Annotated in this window: 11 protein-coding genes; 7 read left to right on the forward strand and 4 right to left on the reverse strand. The window is 70.1% G+C overall.

Annotated elements, in window-relative coordinates:
- Positions 1–53 precede the first annotated feature (53 nt).
- From ASE14_RS12580 to ASE14_RS12610, 7 genes are all read left to right on the forward strand, one after another.
- Positions 54–1,505: a nitrate/nitrite transporter gene (locus ASE14_RS12580; RefSeq protein ID WP_056654962.1), complete on the forward strand. Its 1,452-nt coding sequence runs from the start codon at positions 54–56 to the stop codon at positions 1,503–1,505.
- A gap of 16 nt (positions 1,506–1,521) precedes the next feature.
- Positions 1,522–3,042 carry an FGGY family carbohydrate kinase gene (locus tag ASE14_RS12585; protein ID WP_056654964.1) on the forward strand — a complete coding sequence of 507 codons (1,521 nt, stop codon included), beginning with the start codon at positions 1,522–1,524 and terminating at the stop codon, positions 3,040–3,042.
- Between the two features lie 13 nt (positions 3,043–3,055).
- On the forward strand, positions 3,056–4,729 hold the full coding sequence (locus ASE14_RS12590) for a glycerol-3-phosphate dehydrogenase/oxidase (RefSeq protein ID WP_056654966.1): 1,674 nt from the start codon (positions 3,056–3,058) through the stop codon (positions 4,727–4,729).
- Positions 4,726–6,255, forward strand: a complete 1,530-nt coding sequence (locus tag ASE14_RS12595) for an FAD-binding oxidoreductase (protein WP_056654968.1) — start codon at positions 4,726–4,728, stop codon at positions 6,253–6,255. The genes ASE14_RS12590 and ASE14_RS12595 overlap by 4 nt, the downstream gene beginning before the upstream one ends.
- A 7-nt stretch (positions 6,256–6,262) precedes the next feature.
- Entirely contained in the window at positions 6,263–6,883 is a 621-nt protein-coding gene (locus tag ASE14_RS12600) for a glycerol-3-phosphate responsive antiterminator (protein ID WP_235511316.1), read from the forward strand.
- Between the two features lie 83 nt (positions 6,884–6,966).
- Positions 6,967–7,272 (forward strand): putative quinol monooxygenase, encoded by a 306-nt coding sequence (locus tag ASE14_RS12605; RefSeq protein WP_056654970.1) that lies wholly within the window; start codon positions 6,967–6,969, stop codon positions 7,270–7,272.
- On the forward strand, positions 7,265–8,389 hold the full coding sequence (locus ASE14_RS12610) for an alcohol dehydrogenase catalytic domain-containing protein (protein ID WP_056654972.1): 1,125 nt from the start codon (positions 7,265–7,267) through the stop codon (positions 8,387–8,389). The genes ASE14_RS12605 and ASE14_RS12610 overlap by 8 nt, the downstream gene beginning before the upstream one ends.
- 110 nt (positions 8,390–8,499) lie before the next feature.
- On the opposite strand, the gene ASE14_RS12615 is transcribed toward ASE14_RS12610, so the two are convergent.
- The 4 genes from ASE14_RS12615 to ASE14_RS12630 all read right to left on the reverse strand — a co-directional run bounded on the left by ASE14_RS12615 (position 8,500) and on the right by ASE14_RS12630 (position 14,565).
- On the reverse strand, positions 8,500–11,325 hold the full coding sequence (locus ASE14_RS12615; protein ID WP_056654974.1) for an immune inhibitor A domain-containing protein: 2,826 nt from the start codon (positions 11,323–11,325) through the stop codon (positions 8,500–8,502).
- 417 nt (positions 11,326–11,742) lie between these two features.
- The gene (locus ASE14_RS12620) at positions 11,743–12,435 is read right to left on the reverse strand and encodes an HAD hydrolase-like protein (RefSeq protein ID WP_056654976.1); all 693 of its coding nucleotides are present in this window, start codon (positions 12,433–12,435) and stop codon (positions 11,743–11,745) included.
- Between the two features lie 84 nt (positions 12,436–12,519).
- Positions 12,520–13,215 carry an endonuclease NucS gene (gene nucS, locus ASE14_RS12625; RefSeq protein WP_056654978.1) on the reverse strand — a complete coding sequence of 232 codons (696 nt, stop codon included), beginning with the start codon at positions 13,213–13,215 and terminating at the stop codon, positions 12,520–12,522.
- Between the two features lie 48 nt (positions 13,216–13,263).
- Positions 13,264–14,565 (reverse strand): MFS transporter, encoded by a 1,302-nt coding sequence (locus ASE14_RS12630; RefSeq protein WP_056654980.1) that lies wholly within the window; start codon positions 14,563–14,565, stop codon positions 13,264–13,266.
- Positions 14,566–14,760 lie beyond the last annotated feature (195 nt).

Raw genomic sequence — 14,760 nt, forward strand, 5'->3', positions numbered from 1 at the left:
TTTTTCGGTTGTGCGCGTCTCTGACAGGGTTTCCCGACAGAGAGGTCGGACACGTGGCACAACATGTTCTGAGAGGCGTCGGCGACGTCATCTCCTTTATCGATGCACGTTCGCGCATCGGCGGTCGAGCTGGCCTGATCTGGTGGCTCGCCCTCAGCGGGCTGTTCCTCGACGCGTTCTCGAACTCGGCGCTCTCCGCCGGTCTCGGGCCGATGACCAGGGACATGGAGCTCAGCGCCACGCAGGTCGCGATCCTCACTTCGATGGCGTCGTGGGTCGCCATCGCCTTCAACCCGATCGGCGGATGGCTCGCCGACAAGTGGGGCCGCATCCCTCCGCTCCTCATCGCCAAGGTGCTCGCGCTCGTCGGAGCCATGCTCGCCGCGTTCGCCCCGAGCTTCGAGATGGTGCTCGCCGGCCGCTTCTTCGTCGGCGCCGCCTACGGCATCGACTTCGCGATCGCGATGGCGCTGCTCGCGGAGTTCACCCCGGCCCGCTTCAAGGCACGCCTGAACACCTGGCAGGGCATCTGGTACGTCGCGGTCTGCTCGAACCTCGTGCTCGCGATCATGTTCTACAACATGAACGTCGGCGACTCGATCTGGCGCTACTCGGTCGGCACCGCCGGTCTCGTCGCCCTCGTGCTCTTCGTGCTGCAGGCGATCTTCATGGTCGAGAGCCCCACCTGGCTCGCCCGCAAGGAGAAGCTCGGCCGTGCCGCCGCCTCGATGACGAAGATCTACGGTGAGACCTTCACCGCGGCGCCCGTCGAGGACCGCATCCCCGTCACGAACCAGGCGACCAAGGGCTTCGCGAACGTCGCCCTGATCTTCCGCGGCATCTACCTGCCGCGCACGGTGCTCGCCGCGACCGTGCAGATGGCCCAGTCGATCCAGTACTTCGCCGTCGGCTGGTACCTGCCGATCATCAGCATCGCGCTGTTCGGCGAGGACTTCGTCGTCGCGACGCTCGGTGCCCTCGTGTTCAACGTCTTCGGCATCGTCGGCGGGTTCATGTCGCCCGTCATCGGCAAGCGCTTCGGCCTGCGCCGGGCCTCGGCGATGGGCTTCGGCGCGGTCTTCCTGATGCTCGTCGTGCTCGGCTTCTTCTACGAGTCGATGCCCCTGTGGCTCGCATTCGTGGTGCCGTCGCTGTTCATCCTGTTCCACTCGGGCGGCCCGGGCGCCAATGGCAAGAGCCTCTCGACGCTCTCGTTCCGCAGCGAGCTGCGAGCGGGCGCCAACGGCATCATCGGTGCCATCGGCAGCGCGGGCGCGGCCCTCGGCCTGCTCGTCTTCCCGCTGCTCAAGGAGGGCATCGGCCTCGGTCCGACGTTCCTCATCCTCTCGGTCGTGCCGCTCGTCGCGTTCATCATCTGCTCGATCATCAAGTGGGACCCGACGCGCACCGCGATCAGCCCCGACGAGGAGCAGAACGCCCCGCAGTTCAAGAGCGACGCCGCGGCGCAGGTGGCCGCCGAGGCATCCGTCCTGGCCGCCAAGTAGCGAAGCGGCATCCGACATGACGACACCCGCGATCCTGGCGATCGATGAAGGAACCACCGGCACGCGTGCGGCGTGGGTCACGGCCGACGGACTCGTGCACGCGCTCGAGTACCGCCCGCTCCGTGTCAGCACTCCCGTCGCGGGCGTGGTCGAACAGGATGCGAACGCGATCCTCGACAAGACCATCGACGCCTGCCGCGCGGTCATCGCCCGCGCGGCAGGCGACGGGGTCGCCCTCGTCGGCCTCGCCATCGCCGCCCAGCGCGCGACCACCGTGCTCTGGGACACGTCCACCGGGCGGGCCCTCGTGCCCGCCATGGTGTGGCAGGACAGCCGCTACGCCGACGAGCTCGCGGCCCTCGGGCCCGACTGGAACGAGCGCCTGATCCGCACCGTCGGCCGTCCCACGGGGGTGCGCTCGCCCTACCTCTGGGCGGCGCACCACCTGCGGGAGACCCCGGAGGTGGCCGCCGCGCACCGGGCCGGCCGGCTCGGCTTCGGCACGATCGAGACGTGGCTGCTCTGGAGCCTGTCCCGTGACCGCACCTACGCGGCCACCTCGACGAACGCGACCTCGGCGGGCGCCTACGTGCTCGGGCGTCACGACTACGAACGCGAGTGGATCGACGCCCTCGGCTTCCCGGGCGAGCTCCTGCCCGAACTGCGGCAGGACGCCGACGACTTCGGCGTGACGGATGCCTCGGTGCTCGGCATCGAGGTACCGATCCTCGCCGCGGCGGGCGACCAGCACGCCGGCACCGTGGGGCTCGGCTGCCTCCGCAAGGGGCAGGCGATGTGCGTGCACGGCACCGGCAGCTTCGTCGACCTCGTCATCGGCAGCGGTGCGCCGGCGAACCCCGGGCTGTACGACGGGGCGCTCACCCTCACGGCCTGGCGGCGGCACGGGACATCCGTCTTCGCCATCGAGACGTTCACCGCCACGACCGGTTCGGCCCTCGACTGGGTGTGCGACACCCTCGGCTGGTTCGAGTCGTCCAAGCGCATCAGCGAGCTCGCCGCGACCGTCTCGTCGGCGAAGGGCGTCATGTTCGTGCCCGCGCTCACCGGCCTGCGGATGCCCGTCATGGAGCCCAGGGCGAAGGCCTCGCTCACGGGCTTCTCGATGTCGACGACGCTGCCCGAGATCGCCTACGCCGTGCTCGAGGGCATCGCGCACTCGGTCGCCTCGAGCGCCGAGGCCGACGAGCAGGTCGCCGGCACGGCGATCACCGAGATCGTCGTCGGCGGCGGGATGTCGGCGAGCGACCCGCTCATCCAGATGCAGGCCGACCTCGTCGGTGTGCCGATGCGGCGCCTGCCGGCCTCCGAGGGCGCGAGCCTCCGCGGTGCCGCGTTCCTCGCCGGCTCCGACGGGCTGCTCTGGAACTCGCTCGACGAGGCCGCGGCATCGATGGGCGCCGGTGAGGTCTTCGAGCCGCTGATCAGCGGCGACGAGCGCGCAGAACGCCGCGCGGCGTGGAACGAACGCATCGACAACGAACTCCGGCTCACCACGAGCCGTGCAACACGGAAGTAGAGAGAACCACACGATGGTAGGACTGCCAGCCCGCAAGACCGACACCGCGCGCGAGCGCATGACCCGAGTCGAACCCCTGCAGCTCAGCCGAGCCGAGCAGGTGGCGAACGTCGAGGGCGGTCGCTTCGACATGATCATCGTCGGCGGCGGTGTCACCGGCGCGTACGCCGCGATGGACGCCGCGCTCCGGGGGTACCGAGTCGCGCTCCTCGAGAAGGACGACTTCGCGTCGGGCACCTCCTCGAAGTCGTCGAAGATGATCCACGGCGGGCTCCGCTACATCGAGCAGGGCAACCTGCCGCTCGTGCGGCACTCGCTGCTCGAACGCCAGCGGCTGCGGAAGAACGCCAGGCACCTCGTGCAGCGCCTGCCGTTCCTCTTCCCGGTGCTCTCGCACGACGGGGTCTTCGACCGCCGGCTCGCCGCCGGCTTCGAGAGCCTGCTCTGGACCTACGACCTCGCGGGCGGCTGGCGCGAGGGCGTGCTGCACCAGAAGCTCTCGAAGAACGAGGTGCTCGCGCACTGCTCGACCTTCAAGGCCGAGAACCTCGACGGCGGCTTCATGTACTACGACGCGCGTGCCGACGACGCACGGCTCACGCTCACCCTCGCCCGCACCGCCGCCCACCACGGCGCCACGATCCTGAACGGCGCGAAGGTGACCGAGGTCACCCGCAGCCGCGGGAAGGTCAACGGCGTGGTCGCCGAGGTCGACGGGCGCGAGATCGCCGCGCTCGCGGGCGTCGTCGTCATCGCGACGGGCGCGTGGCTGCGCGACTGGAACGGCGCGGGCGCCGAGGCGGATGCCCCGAACATCCGCCCCGCCAAGGGCGTGCACATCGCCGTGCCGTGGACCAAGATCCGCAACGACTGCACGGTCACGATCCCGATCCCCGGTCGCAACCGCCGCGCGACGATCACCCGCTGGGGCGACACCGCCTACCTCGGCACGACCGACGAGGACTACACGGGCGACCTCGACGACGTGAACTGCACGCGCGAGGAGATGGACTTCCTCATCTCGGGCGCGCGCACCGCGCTGAACACCGACCTCGAGCCCTCCGACGTCGTCGGCAGCATCGGCGGCTGCCGCCCGCTCGTCGCCCCGCCCGGCGGCAAGACCATCGACGTCAAGCGCAAGCACGAGATCCGCACCGACCGCGACGGCCTCGTGACGGTCGTCGGCGGCAAGCTCACCACCTCGCGCCACATGGCCCAGCAGACGATCGACGCCGCGCAGAAGGTGCTCGGCGAACGCCGTCGCTGCGTCACGAAGGACGCCTACCTGCTCGGCGCGGCCGGCTACGACCCCGAGGCCGTCACCGCCTCCGGCGGCCTCGCCGCCCACCTCGGGGAGCGCTACGGCAACGAGGCGCCGTTCATCACCGACATCCTCGGCAACGACCCGTCGCTCGCCGCGCCCATCGTCGACGGACTGCCCTACCTCGAGGCCGAGGTCGTCTACTCGGCCCGCCACGAGATGGCCCGGAGCGTCGACGACGTGCTGAGCCGTCGCACTCGCGCACGCCTCATGGCCCGCGACGCCTCCGCGGCCGCCGCGCCGCGCGTGGGGCAACTGCTGCAGGCCGAGCTCGGCCTCAGCGACGCCGCGGTCACCGCGCAGGTGACCGCCTACCAGACCGCCACGGCGCACGAACGCGCCATCCTGATGGGAGAGTCCGAATGATCAGCAAGGAAGCCGTCAAGCGCGGTTACAACCGCGGCAACTACGTGGTGGGCGCGCCCACCCAGCCGCACTACGCCGCGAGCATCGAGACGATCGGCGAGGAGGCGTCCTTCCAGGAGGACGTCGTCGCCGTTCCGGTGGCCGTCGTCGCCGAGCTCGGAGCTGCCGCCGACCAGGTGGTCACCGACGCGGCATCCGTCGTCGAGGGCACCCGCGACTGGTGGGCCGGCACGATGATCGGCGAGACCGCGGGGAAGCCCGCGACGCCGGACGCCGTGATCGTGAAGGTCTCGACGACCGAGCAGGTGCAGGCCGTCATGCGCATCGCCGACGCCAACGACCTGCCCGTGACCGTCTCGGCCGGCCGCAGCAACGTGACGGGCGCCGCGCTGCCCGTGCGCGGCGGCATCGTGCTCGACGTGTGCGAGCTCAACCGCTTCGTGAGCTTCGACGTGGAGAGCCAGATCGTCGAGGTCGAGGCCGGGATGTTCGGCGACGTCTTCGAGGAGCTCATCCAGTCGGAGTACGGCATGACGATGGGCCACTGGCCCTCCTCGTACGGCATCTCGACGGTCGGCGGCTGGGTCGCCTGCCGCGGTGCCGGCCAGCTGTCGACGCGCTACGGCAAGATCGAGGACATGGTCTACGGCATGGATGTCGTGCTGGCCGACGGTTCGCTCATCACGGTGGGAGAGAGCGCCCGCGCCGCCGTCGGACCCGACCTGCTGCAGCTCGTCATCGGCTCGGAGGGCACGCTCGGCGTCATCACCACGATCCGCTTCAAGCTGCACCGGCTGCCGTCGTACGGCCGCGCGATCGCCTACGGCTTCCCGACGTTCGCCGCCGGCCTCGAGGCCTGCCGACAGATCATGCAGCAGGGTGCGAACCCCGCGGCGCTGCGCCTCTACGACAACCTCGAGAGCGGCGTGCAGTTCGACCTGCCGGAGCAGAACGTGCTGCTCGTCGCCGACGAGGGCACGCAGGAGCTCGTCGACGCCGGCCTCGTGATCAGCGAGCGCATCTGCGCCGAGACGGGGGTGAAGCTCGACGACGCAGCGATCTTCGAGCGCTGGCTCGACACCCGCTACCTCACCGGCAAGAGCGCAGAGGGCTTCAAGCGCAGCCCCGGCTTCGTCGCCGACACCCTGGAGATGATCGGCCGCTGGCGCGACCTGCCTGCCATCTACGACGAGGTCGTCGCCGCGATCGACGCCGTGCCCGGCACCCTCGCCGGCTCCGCCCACCAGTCGCACGCCTACGTCGACGGCGCCTGCCTCTACTTCTCGCTTCGCGGCGACGTCGAGGTCGACCGGCGCGCCGAGTGGTACCGCGCGGCCTGGGATGCCGCGAACGCCGTGATCCTGAAGCACGACGCGACCCTCAGCCACCACCACGGCGTGGGCCTGCTGCGCGCGCCGTACCTGGCAGAATCGCTCGGCGCGGGCTTCGAGGTGCTGCGCGCCGTGAAGGCGGCGCTCGACCCGAAGAACCTGCTGAACCCCGGTAAACTCGGGCTCGTCGCCTGATGCTGCCGTGAACGAGTCCGCAGATGAGGGCAGGAATGCGGTGAACGTGCTGGAGTTCCCCCGATCGCTCGAGGAGCGGCTCTACCGCAACCCGGTCGTCGCATCGCTCTACGGCACCGAGTCGGTCGAGGCGTTCCTCGCCGGCCCGTGCCAGGTCGCGATCGCCGCGAACGTGGCGCTCCCCGACCTCGAGGGCCTCGTCTCGACGCTCTCATCTGCGGGCAAGTTCGTCTTCGTCAACATCGACAACAGCGACGGTCTCGCCCAGGACCGAGGCGGCGTCGAGTACCTGCGCAAGATCGGCACGCCAGGACTCATCACGACCCGCACCATGCTCATCCAGAAGGCCAACCAGCTCGGCATGGTCACCATGCAGAAGGTCTTCATCACCGACCGGTCGACGCTGCCGCGCAGCACCAACGCGGTGCGGCAGAACCGCCCGCACCTCGTGCAGCTCATGCCGTGGCCGGTCATCCCCTACATCAAGCAGCAGGAGCTCGCCGAGCTCACGCCCTACGTCGCGGCCGGCTTCGTGCAGAGCCGGGACGACGTGATCGCCGCCCTCAAGGGCGGGGCCACGGCCGTCTCGACGAGCGACGTCGAGCTCTGGTCGATCACCCGGCGCTGAGCGGATGCCCCGTGGCCGGTCCCCGGCCGGGCGGCCCCGCCGTTCTCACTCGCCCTGCTGCTCCCATTCGACAGGAGACCCACGTGCCAGCACCCCAGTTCCAGGTCATCGCCCGCTACTTCCCGCTTCCCGGTGAGGCCGAGACCGTGCTCGAGCTGCTCGGCGAGCTCGCCGCCGCGAGCCGCGCCGAGCCGGCGAACCGCGCCTACGACTTCTACCGCGGGGTGGCGAACCCCGACGAGATCGTCATCCTCGAGCGCTACGTCGACGAGGCCGGCTTCGCCGCGCACCGCGAGACCGAGCACTTCCAGCGCATCGGCGTCGGCCGCATCATCCCGCTGCTCGCGGACCGCGTCATCGAGCGCTACCTCGAGGCGACGGATGCGTAGCGCCGTCCTCCGTGCGCAGGGCGCCGCCCGCCCCTACGCCGAGAGCCGCCCGCTCGCGATCGAGCCCCTCGACGTCGCCGCGCCCCGCCCCGGCGAGGTCGGTGTGCGCATCGAGCGGGCGAGCCTCTGCCACTCCGACCTCTCGGTCGTCAACGGCTCCCGGCCGCGTCCGCTGCCGATGGCCCTCGGCCACGAGGCCGCCGGCATCGTCGAGGCGGTCGGCGACGGGGTCGACGGCATCGCGGTCGGCGACCACGTCGTGCTCGTCTTCGTGCCGAGCTGCGGCGACTGCCGGGAGTGCCGATCGGGCCGGCCCGCGCTCTGCTCGCGCGCCGCTGAGGCGAATGGTTCGGGTGAACTGCTGCACGGGGCATCCGTGCTGACCGATGCCGCCGGCGCCCCGGTGAACCACCACCTCGGGGTCTCGGCGTTCGCCGAGTACGCCGTCGTCGCCGCCGAGTCGCTCGTCGTCATCGACCGCGACGTGCCGTTCGACATCGCCGCGATGTTCGGCTGCGCCGCGCTCACCGGCATGGGGGCCGTGTTCAACACCGCAGACGTGCGGCCGGGGCAGTCGGTCATCGTGTTCGGCCTCGGCGCCGTCGGTCTCGCCGCGGTCATGGCCGCGGCGCAGATCGAGGACGTCACCGTCATCGCCGTCGACCCCAACACCGACAAGCACGAGCTCGCCCTGCGAGCCGGTGCGAACGCGGTGGCCGCCCCCGACGGGGCTGCCGCCCTCGTCGCCGAGCTCACCGGCGGCGGCATCGACGTCGCGATCGAGGCCGTCGGCAGTGCACGGGTCATGGGCGCGTGCCTCGAGCTGCTCGCCCGCGGCGGCGCCCTCGTCTCGGTCGGACTGCCGCACCCCGAGCAGGAGCTCGCGGTGCCCGCACTGCAGTTCGCCGGTGCCGGCAAGCGCCTGCTCGGCTCCTACATGGGCGACGCCGTGCCCGCGCGCGACATCGCGCGCTACGTCGAGCTCTGGCGCGCCGGGCGCCTGCCGATGGAGCTGCTGCACACCGACACCGTGCCGCTCGCCGAGATCAACGAGAGCCTCGACGCGCTCGCCGACGGCCGGGTCATCCGACGGCTGTTCGTGCCGAACGCGGCCTGACGGTCCGGCTGCGACCACCCGCGATCTCTGGTCGTGACCCCGGCATGCGGCGAGGCGCCGACTCCCCGAAGGGAGCCGACGCCTCGTCGGGAGTGCGAAGGTGCTGCTGTTCAGCCGGCCGCGGGCGGCGTGATGCTGATCAGTGCGGCCGTGTTGCCCTTGAAGGCCTTCTTCACCTTGATCACGGTGCCGTAGCCCACGCCGTCATCGGCGGGGTTTCCGGTGCCGAGCACCGTGTTCAGCGACCCGATGGGGGTGCCGAACAGGTCGGTGATCAGGTTGCCCTCGGGGTCGACGATGCGCGTCGAGTACGGCGCGTTGCCGACCGACGGCACGACCGCCGAACCGTCGCGGAAGCGGCGGTACAGGTTGCCCTGGTCGTCCATTTCGAGCCCCGAGGTCCAGCCCAGGTCGTCGGTGAAGGTGCTCACCGCGTCGCGGGCGGGGATGTCGGTGCACAGCTCTTCGGTCAGCTCGGCGCCGGTGATGCACTCCGTGAAGGGGTACGTCGACTGGAGGCCGAACGCGACGTCGGAGGACTGGGCGCGCCCCGGCAGGTTGTTCTTGTCGGCCCGGTCGCCGACCGCAGCATCGCCCGTGCGGCGCAGCGGGTCGAAGTGGCTGTCGACGAGCAGCAGCCCGCCCTTGGCGCCGTAGCTCGGCAGCGCGGCCTCGTTCGTGCGAACGTGGTTGGTGCTGCCGAAGGTCGTGTCGCGGTACCACACGAGCGCGCCAGGGGCGTTGTACTTGATCTTGTCGACCTTCCACGCGCCGGCGCTGTAGACGGTGTCGTAACCGTACTTCAGGCCCTCGTCGAAGCCGTCGAAGTTGCGCCACTCGACGAGGTAGTACTGCGCGTTGTTCGCGGTGCCGGTGTCGATGCGCCAGCCGGGGCCGGTGGTGTCGGCGAACGTCTCGACCTCGGCGGTCCAGCCGTTGTCGCCGCCCTCGACGTCATCGCTCCAGACCGTCTCGGCTCCGCTCGTGAGGGCGAAGTCGTCGGCGAACCAGCCGCGCTCCTCGAAGGCGGCATCGGTGGCCATGCGCAGGCGCAGGCCGACCGTCTGGCCGGAGAAGGCCGCGAGGTCGACGTACTGGTGCTTCCAGCCGCCCGACGTGCCGGTGAGACCGTACTTGCGGTCGCCGAACGTCGCGAGGTTGCCGTTCGGGTCGGAGTAGCCGTCGGGCGTGGTCGCCTCGGTGCCGTCCTCGTTGTACACCTTCTGGTCGGTCCACGTGGTGCCGCCGTCGGTCGAGACCTCGACGAAGCCGAAGTCCCAGTCGCCCTCGATGACGAAGTTGTTCTGCATCCAGAACTTCGCGTCGGCGGGCACCTCGAGGTCGCGGACGATGCGGATGTCGCCCCAGCTCTGGTCGGCCCCGGTGTACCACATGTTCTCGCCGCTGGTCGGCTCGGCGAGCGTGATGACCTTCGCCGGCAGGTTGATCTTCACGCCGTCCTGCGAGCCCTTGAGCGGGCGCGAGGTCTGGCCGACCTTGATGTCGACCGGCTCGTCACCGGGGTTCACGACCACAGGGTCGGCCCAGCCGAGCACCCACTTGTCCCAGATGCCCATGTGCGTCGGCATCGACTGGAAGATCGGGCCCGAGTGCGAGCCGGAGCTCATGAGGTCCCAGAAATCGACGTCGGAGTTGCCCTGGTTCGAGGTGTCGTAGAGGTCGGGCAGGCCGAGGTCGTGGCCGTACTCGTGCGCGAACACGCCGACGCCCGAGTCCTCGGGCTGCACGATGTAGTTCGAGAGCTTGAGGTCGGTGCCGGGGATGTCGGCGCCGCCGGCGACCGCCGACGAGTGCGCCCAGATGGCGTACGTGCCCTGCTCGCCGCCGCCGCCCGACTTGTCTTCACCGGCGTGCACGAGCACGACGTGGTCGATCACGCCGTCGGGCTCGTCGATGACGCCGTCGCCGTCGCGGTCGCCCTGGTCCTCGATGTCGTAGTCGGACCACGGGAAGTCGGGCTGCGCCTCGGCGAGTGCCGTGACCGCGTCGATCGGCAGCTGTGCCGAGCCGGCCGGGTTGTCGGGGTGGCCCTGCTGGTCCTGGACCTCGCCGGCCTCGTACTCGCCCGTCTCCTCGTTGAGGAAGCAGCGGCTCGCGCCGTACCAGGCCTCGGAGTGGGGCACGGTGATCCACGGCGTGGCCTCGCCGGTCACGGTGTAGGCGCCGCGCGACATCTCCTCGTACATCGACTTCATCGTGTAGCCCGAGATGTCGAAGCCGGGCTGGCCGTCGGGGCCCGTGAGGTCGGTGCGCACCCGGTCGGTGATGCCTTCATCGGTGAAGAGCATCTTGTTGAAGTGCTCCGACGAGAAGTCGGGCACCCACATCGAGTTGTTGTCGTCGAGCTCGTAGTCGGCGGGGTCGGGGATGTTGTTGTGCACCGGGCCGTTCTGCACGTCGCCCGGCTTGCAGGTCTTCGAGCCGAACTCGGTCGGCACCATGGAGCCGGTGAAGTCGTCGTCGGCGTTCTCATCGAACTCGACGAGGATCGTGAGCAGCTTCGCCTCTTGCGTGGTCTTGCTGTGCTTGAGCTGCTGCTGACGCAGCGACTTGGTGCTCGTGCCGCTCTCGTTCGACTTGGCCTCGCGCTTGGCGAGTTCGCGTGCCGCCACAGGGTTGCCCTGTGCGAACTTGCGGTCGATCTCCGCCGCGCCTGCGGCGATCGCGCCGGCGTCGCGGGGAGCGGCGTCGGGGTCGACGAGCGCAGTGTCGACATCATCGTCGAACGCCTCCTCGACGCGCGGTGCGACGTAGTTCATGTAGTACTCGGAATCGCTGATCACCGGTGGCGACACCGGCGGTTCAGCAGCGGCCGCTCCCGTTGCGCCGAATGTCACCAGACCGGTGGCAGCGAGCGCGAACACCGGGATGACCGCAACCGCGCGCCTCCGCGCGCGGCCCGTGAATCCAGACATGCTTCTCCCTTCGAACGCCCCGTGGAGGTGACCACAGGGCGCGTACGACGTTCGTCGGTGGGCGAACGTAATCGGAATCCTGCCGTGGATCGCGGCGCCTATGGAAGAGCTGTGAGAGCTTTCGCCGAGCACGACGCGCGTCTGTTGCGTGAGCCTCGGGATTCACGTCGATCCTGCGCGCCCGTCACCCGGATGGGGGTGAATCTTGCGTCGCCGGAGCTCTGAGTATTCGTCATGATATGAATTCGCCCTGAGCGACCGGGGTCTACGCTGAGCGGGAGGGGCGGCGCTCTGTGCGCGGCGTCGAGGGGTGATGATGATCGATCGGTCGACCGGGGTGACGCGCGAGAACGGCGCGACCGGCGGCTGACCGGGCTCAACGCGGCGCAGCGCGCCTCGGGGTGCTTCGGCGCGGACTCAGCCGAGGAGGAGGGTCCGCAGCTGGTCGGCCGAGTGCACGACCGCCATGGCGTCCGCCGCCTCGGCGGGGGAGCCGTAGCCCCACTCGACGAGGATCGTCGGCACGCCGTTCGCGAGCGCGCCGAGCGTATCGTAGCCGCGGTCGCCGACCATCACCGAGTGCTCGGTGCTGATGCCGAGCGCGTTCAAGCGGCGCAGGGCCTCGGCCACGACATCGGCCTTGGTGCTGCGCTCCTCGTCGTCGCTCGCGCCCGCGATGACGGTGAAGTACTGGCTGAGGCCCTGGTGGTCGAGCACCTTGCGGGCCATCGACTCGGGCTTGGACGTCGCGAGAGCCACGGGGATGCCTGCGGTGTGCAGGCGCTCGAGCACTCCGGCGACGCCCGGGAAGACGGGGGAGCGCAGCACGTGCTCGCCGTAGTGATCGCGGTAGATGTTGAGCGCCTCCCACGCCTCGGCGTCGTCGAAGCCGGCGCTCAGGCGGAGGCTGTCGAGCAGGGGCGGGCCCACGTAGGCGCGCAGCACCTCGTCGCTCGGCACGGGCAGGCCGAGTTCGGTGAACATGTGCGCGAGCGAGGCGGTGATGTCGGACGCCGAGTCGACGATCGTGCCGTCGAGGTCGAACAGTACGGCCGACCAGGTGCGGGTCGTGGTGGCCGTCGTCGCGGTCGTCAGAGTCTCGGAGGTCATCGTGTCATCCTAGGCCGACAATATCCGAGTCCTGCTCAATTTCGCGTGAAGTCGAGGGAAAGCGGCCGTGAACAGGGATTCCACTCAGAAGAGGCGGGAGTGCCCGTCGTCGACGCCGCGCATCGCGTCGTAGTCGAGTACGAGGCAGCGGATGCCCCGGTCCTCCGCGAGGGTGCGGGCCTGGGGCTTGATCTCCTGCGCCGCGAAGACGCCGGTCACGGGCGCGAGGTGCGGGTCGCGGTTCATGAGCTCGAGGTAGCGGGTCAGCTGCTCGACGCCGTCGATGTCGCCGCGGCGCTTGAGCTCGACGGCGACCGAGGCGCCCGAGGCATCCGTCGCCAGGATGTCGACCGGGCCGATCGCCGTCATGTACTCGCGGCGCACGAGCCGGTGGCCGTCGCCGAGGAGCTCGATCTGCTCGGCGAGCAGCTTCTGCAGGTGCGCCTCCACGCCGTCCTTCTGCAGGCCGGGGTCGATGCCGAGCTCGTGGGACGAGTCGTGCAGCACCTCGTGGATCGAGACGATGAGCTGGTCGGCGGTCTTCTGGTGCACGACCTTCCAGAGCTCGACGATGCCCGCGGCGCGCTGGTCGTCGTCGGGCTCGAGCGTCGTGAGGGTGCACGGCGGGCTCATCCAGTTGAGCGGCTTGTAGCTGCCGCCGTCGGAGTGCACGAGGAGGCTTCCGTCGCCCTTCACCATCAGCAGGCGGGTGGCGAGCGGGAGATGAGCCGCGAGGCGTCCGGCGTAGTCGACGGAGCAGCGGGCGATGACGAGACGCACCTGTCGAGTGTACGGCGACCGACGGTGTTCGACGGTCTGGCGCGGGCGTCAGGCCTCGGCGGTGGGGCCGTCGGATTCGCCGCCCGTGGCACCGGGCATGCGCGAGCGCTCGCGGGCCGCGGGAGCCGCGAGCCCGGCCATGACCATGAGCACCAGGATCACGAGCAGGGCGTTCAGCAGCCCGAACTGCTCGCCGAGGAAGCCGATGAACGGCGGGCCGACGAGGAAGGCGCAGTAGCCGATGATCGCCACGGCGCTCACACGGGCGGCGGCCTGGGCGCGGTCGGGCACGTCGGCTGCTGCGGACATGCCGACCGGGAAGCCCATCGACGCGCCGATGCCCCACAGGATCGTGCCGATGACGATCACCCACACCTCGGTGCCGAAGATGAAGAGGCTGAGTCCCGCCACGCCGGTCGCCGCGAGCACGCGGAGCGTCGTGACGCGGCCGAACCGGTCGACGAGCGGTCCGCCGAGTACACGTGCCGTCGTCATCGACACGGCGAAGACCGTGAAGATCGCGGCACCCACGGCGGGGTCGAAGCCGTGGCCGTCGACCGCCGCGAGTGTGAGCCAGTCGTTCGCCGATCCCTCGGCGAACGACATGCCGAGCATGATGACGCCGATGAGGAGCAGTCGCACGTCGCCCCAGACCTTGAGGCCGTCGAGGAATCGCTCCGTCCACGGGCGTGCGGATGCGGCATCCGCACGCTCATCGGCGACAGCCGGGTCGCCGAGCTCGCTGCGCTTGGGCACGAACCGCACCGACACGATCGCGCCGATCGCGACGACGGCGGCGATCGTGGAGAGGTGCGCGACGACCGGGATCGCGAGTGCGGCCGCTGCGGCCGCCAGGCCCGCGCCCGCGACCGTGCCGAACGAGAAGAACGCGTGCATGAGCGGCATCACGGTCCTGGCGAGCTCGCGCTCGGCCTCTGCGCCCTCGACGTTCATCATGACGTCGACCGCGCCGTTGCCGAAACCGGCGAACGCGAGCCCGATCACGATGAGCGGGATGGACGGCAGCAGTGAGCCGCCGACACCGATGAACACGAGCCCGAGCGAGACGGCGATGAGTGAGCCCGCCATGCCGACGCGTGCACCGAAGCGGGCCATGAGCGGGGGAGCGGCGATGAGGCCGAGGACCGCGGCGATGGACCCCGCGAGGATGACGAGGCCGACGCCCTGGGTGCTGAGCCCGGTCTCGTCGCGCACTTCGGGGAGGCGGGCGACCCAGCTCGCGAGGCTGAGCCCCGAGAGGAAGAAGATCGCGAAGACGGCGTTGCGCCAGGCGAGGAGTTCGCGGCGTGCGCGGTTCGTGGTGGAGGTCGCGCGGAGGTGGTCGGTCATCGTTCGGCTTCTGTCGTCGTGTCGTTCTGTCGTCGTGTCGGTGTCGGTGTCGTGTCGGTGTCGTCGAGTCGGTCTCGCCGGGCCGCTCGAGCGGCGATCGAATCGATTCGATTCGGTGATCAGTGAACGATATCCGTCGCGAGGTCGAACCGCAACCGGCACGGCGACGGCCGTGCGGTCCGGGAACCCCCGAGC

The sequence above is a fragment of the Agromyces sp. Root81 genome (genome assembly GCF_001429165.1).
GTDB lineage: Bacteria > Actinomycetota > Actinomycetes > Actinomycetales > Microbacteriaceae > Agromyces.

Excerpts from the sequence above, each read along its gene's own strand:
- ASE14_RS12585 (WP_056654964.1), top strand. The coding sequence starts at position 1,522 with ATGACGACACCCGCGATCCTGGCGATCGATGAAGGAACCACCGGCACG.
- ASE14_RS12590 (WP_056654966.1), top strand. The coding sequence starts at position 3,056 with ATGGTAGGACTGCCAGCCCGCAAGACCGACACCGCGCGCGAGCGCATG.
- ASE14_RS12595 (WP_056654968.1), top strand. The coding sequence starts at position 4,726 with ATGATCAGCAAGGAAGCCGTCAAGCGCGGTTACAACCGCGGCAACTAC.
- ASE14_RS12610 (WP_056654972.1), top strand. The coding sequence starts at position 7,265 with ATGCGTAGCGCCGTCCTCCGTGCGCAGGGCGCCGCCCGCCCCTACGCC.
- ASE14_RS12615 (WP_056654974.1), bottom strand. The coding sequence starts at position 11,325 with ATGTCTGGATTCACGGGCCGCGCGCGGAGGCGCGCGGTTGCGGTCATC.
- ASE14_RS12620 (WP_056654976.1), bottom strand. The coding sequence starts at position 12,435 with ATGACCTCCGAGACTCTGACGACCGCGACGACGGCCACCACGACCCGC.
- ASE14_RS12630 (WP_056654980.1), bottom strand. The coding sequence starts at position 14,565 with ATGACCGACCACCTCCGCGCGACCTCCACCACGAACCGCGCACGCCGC.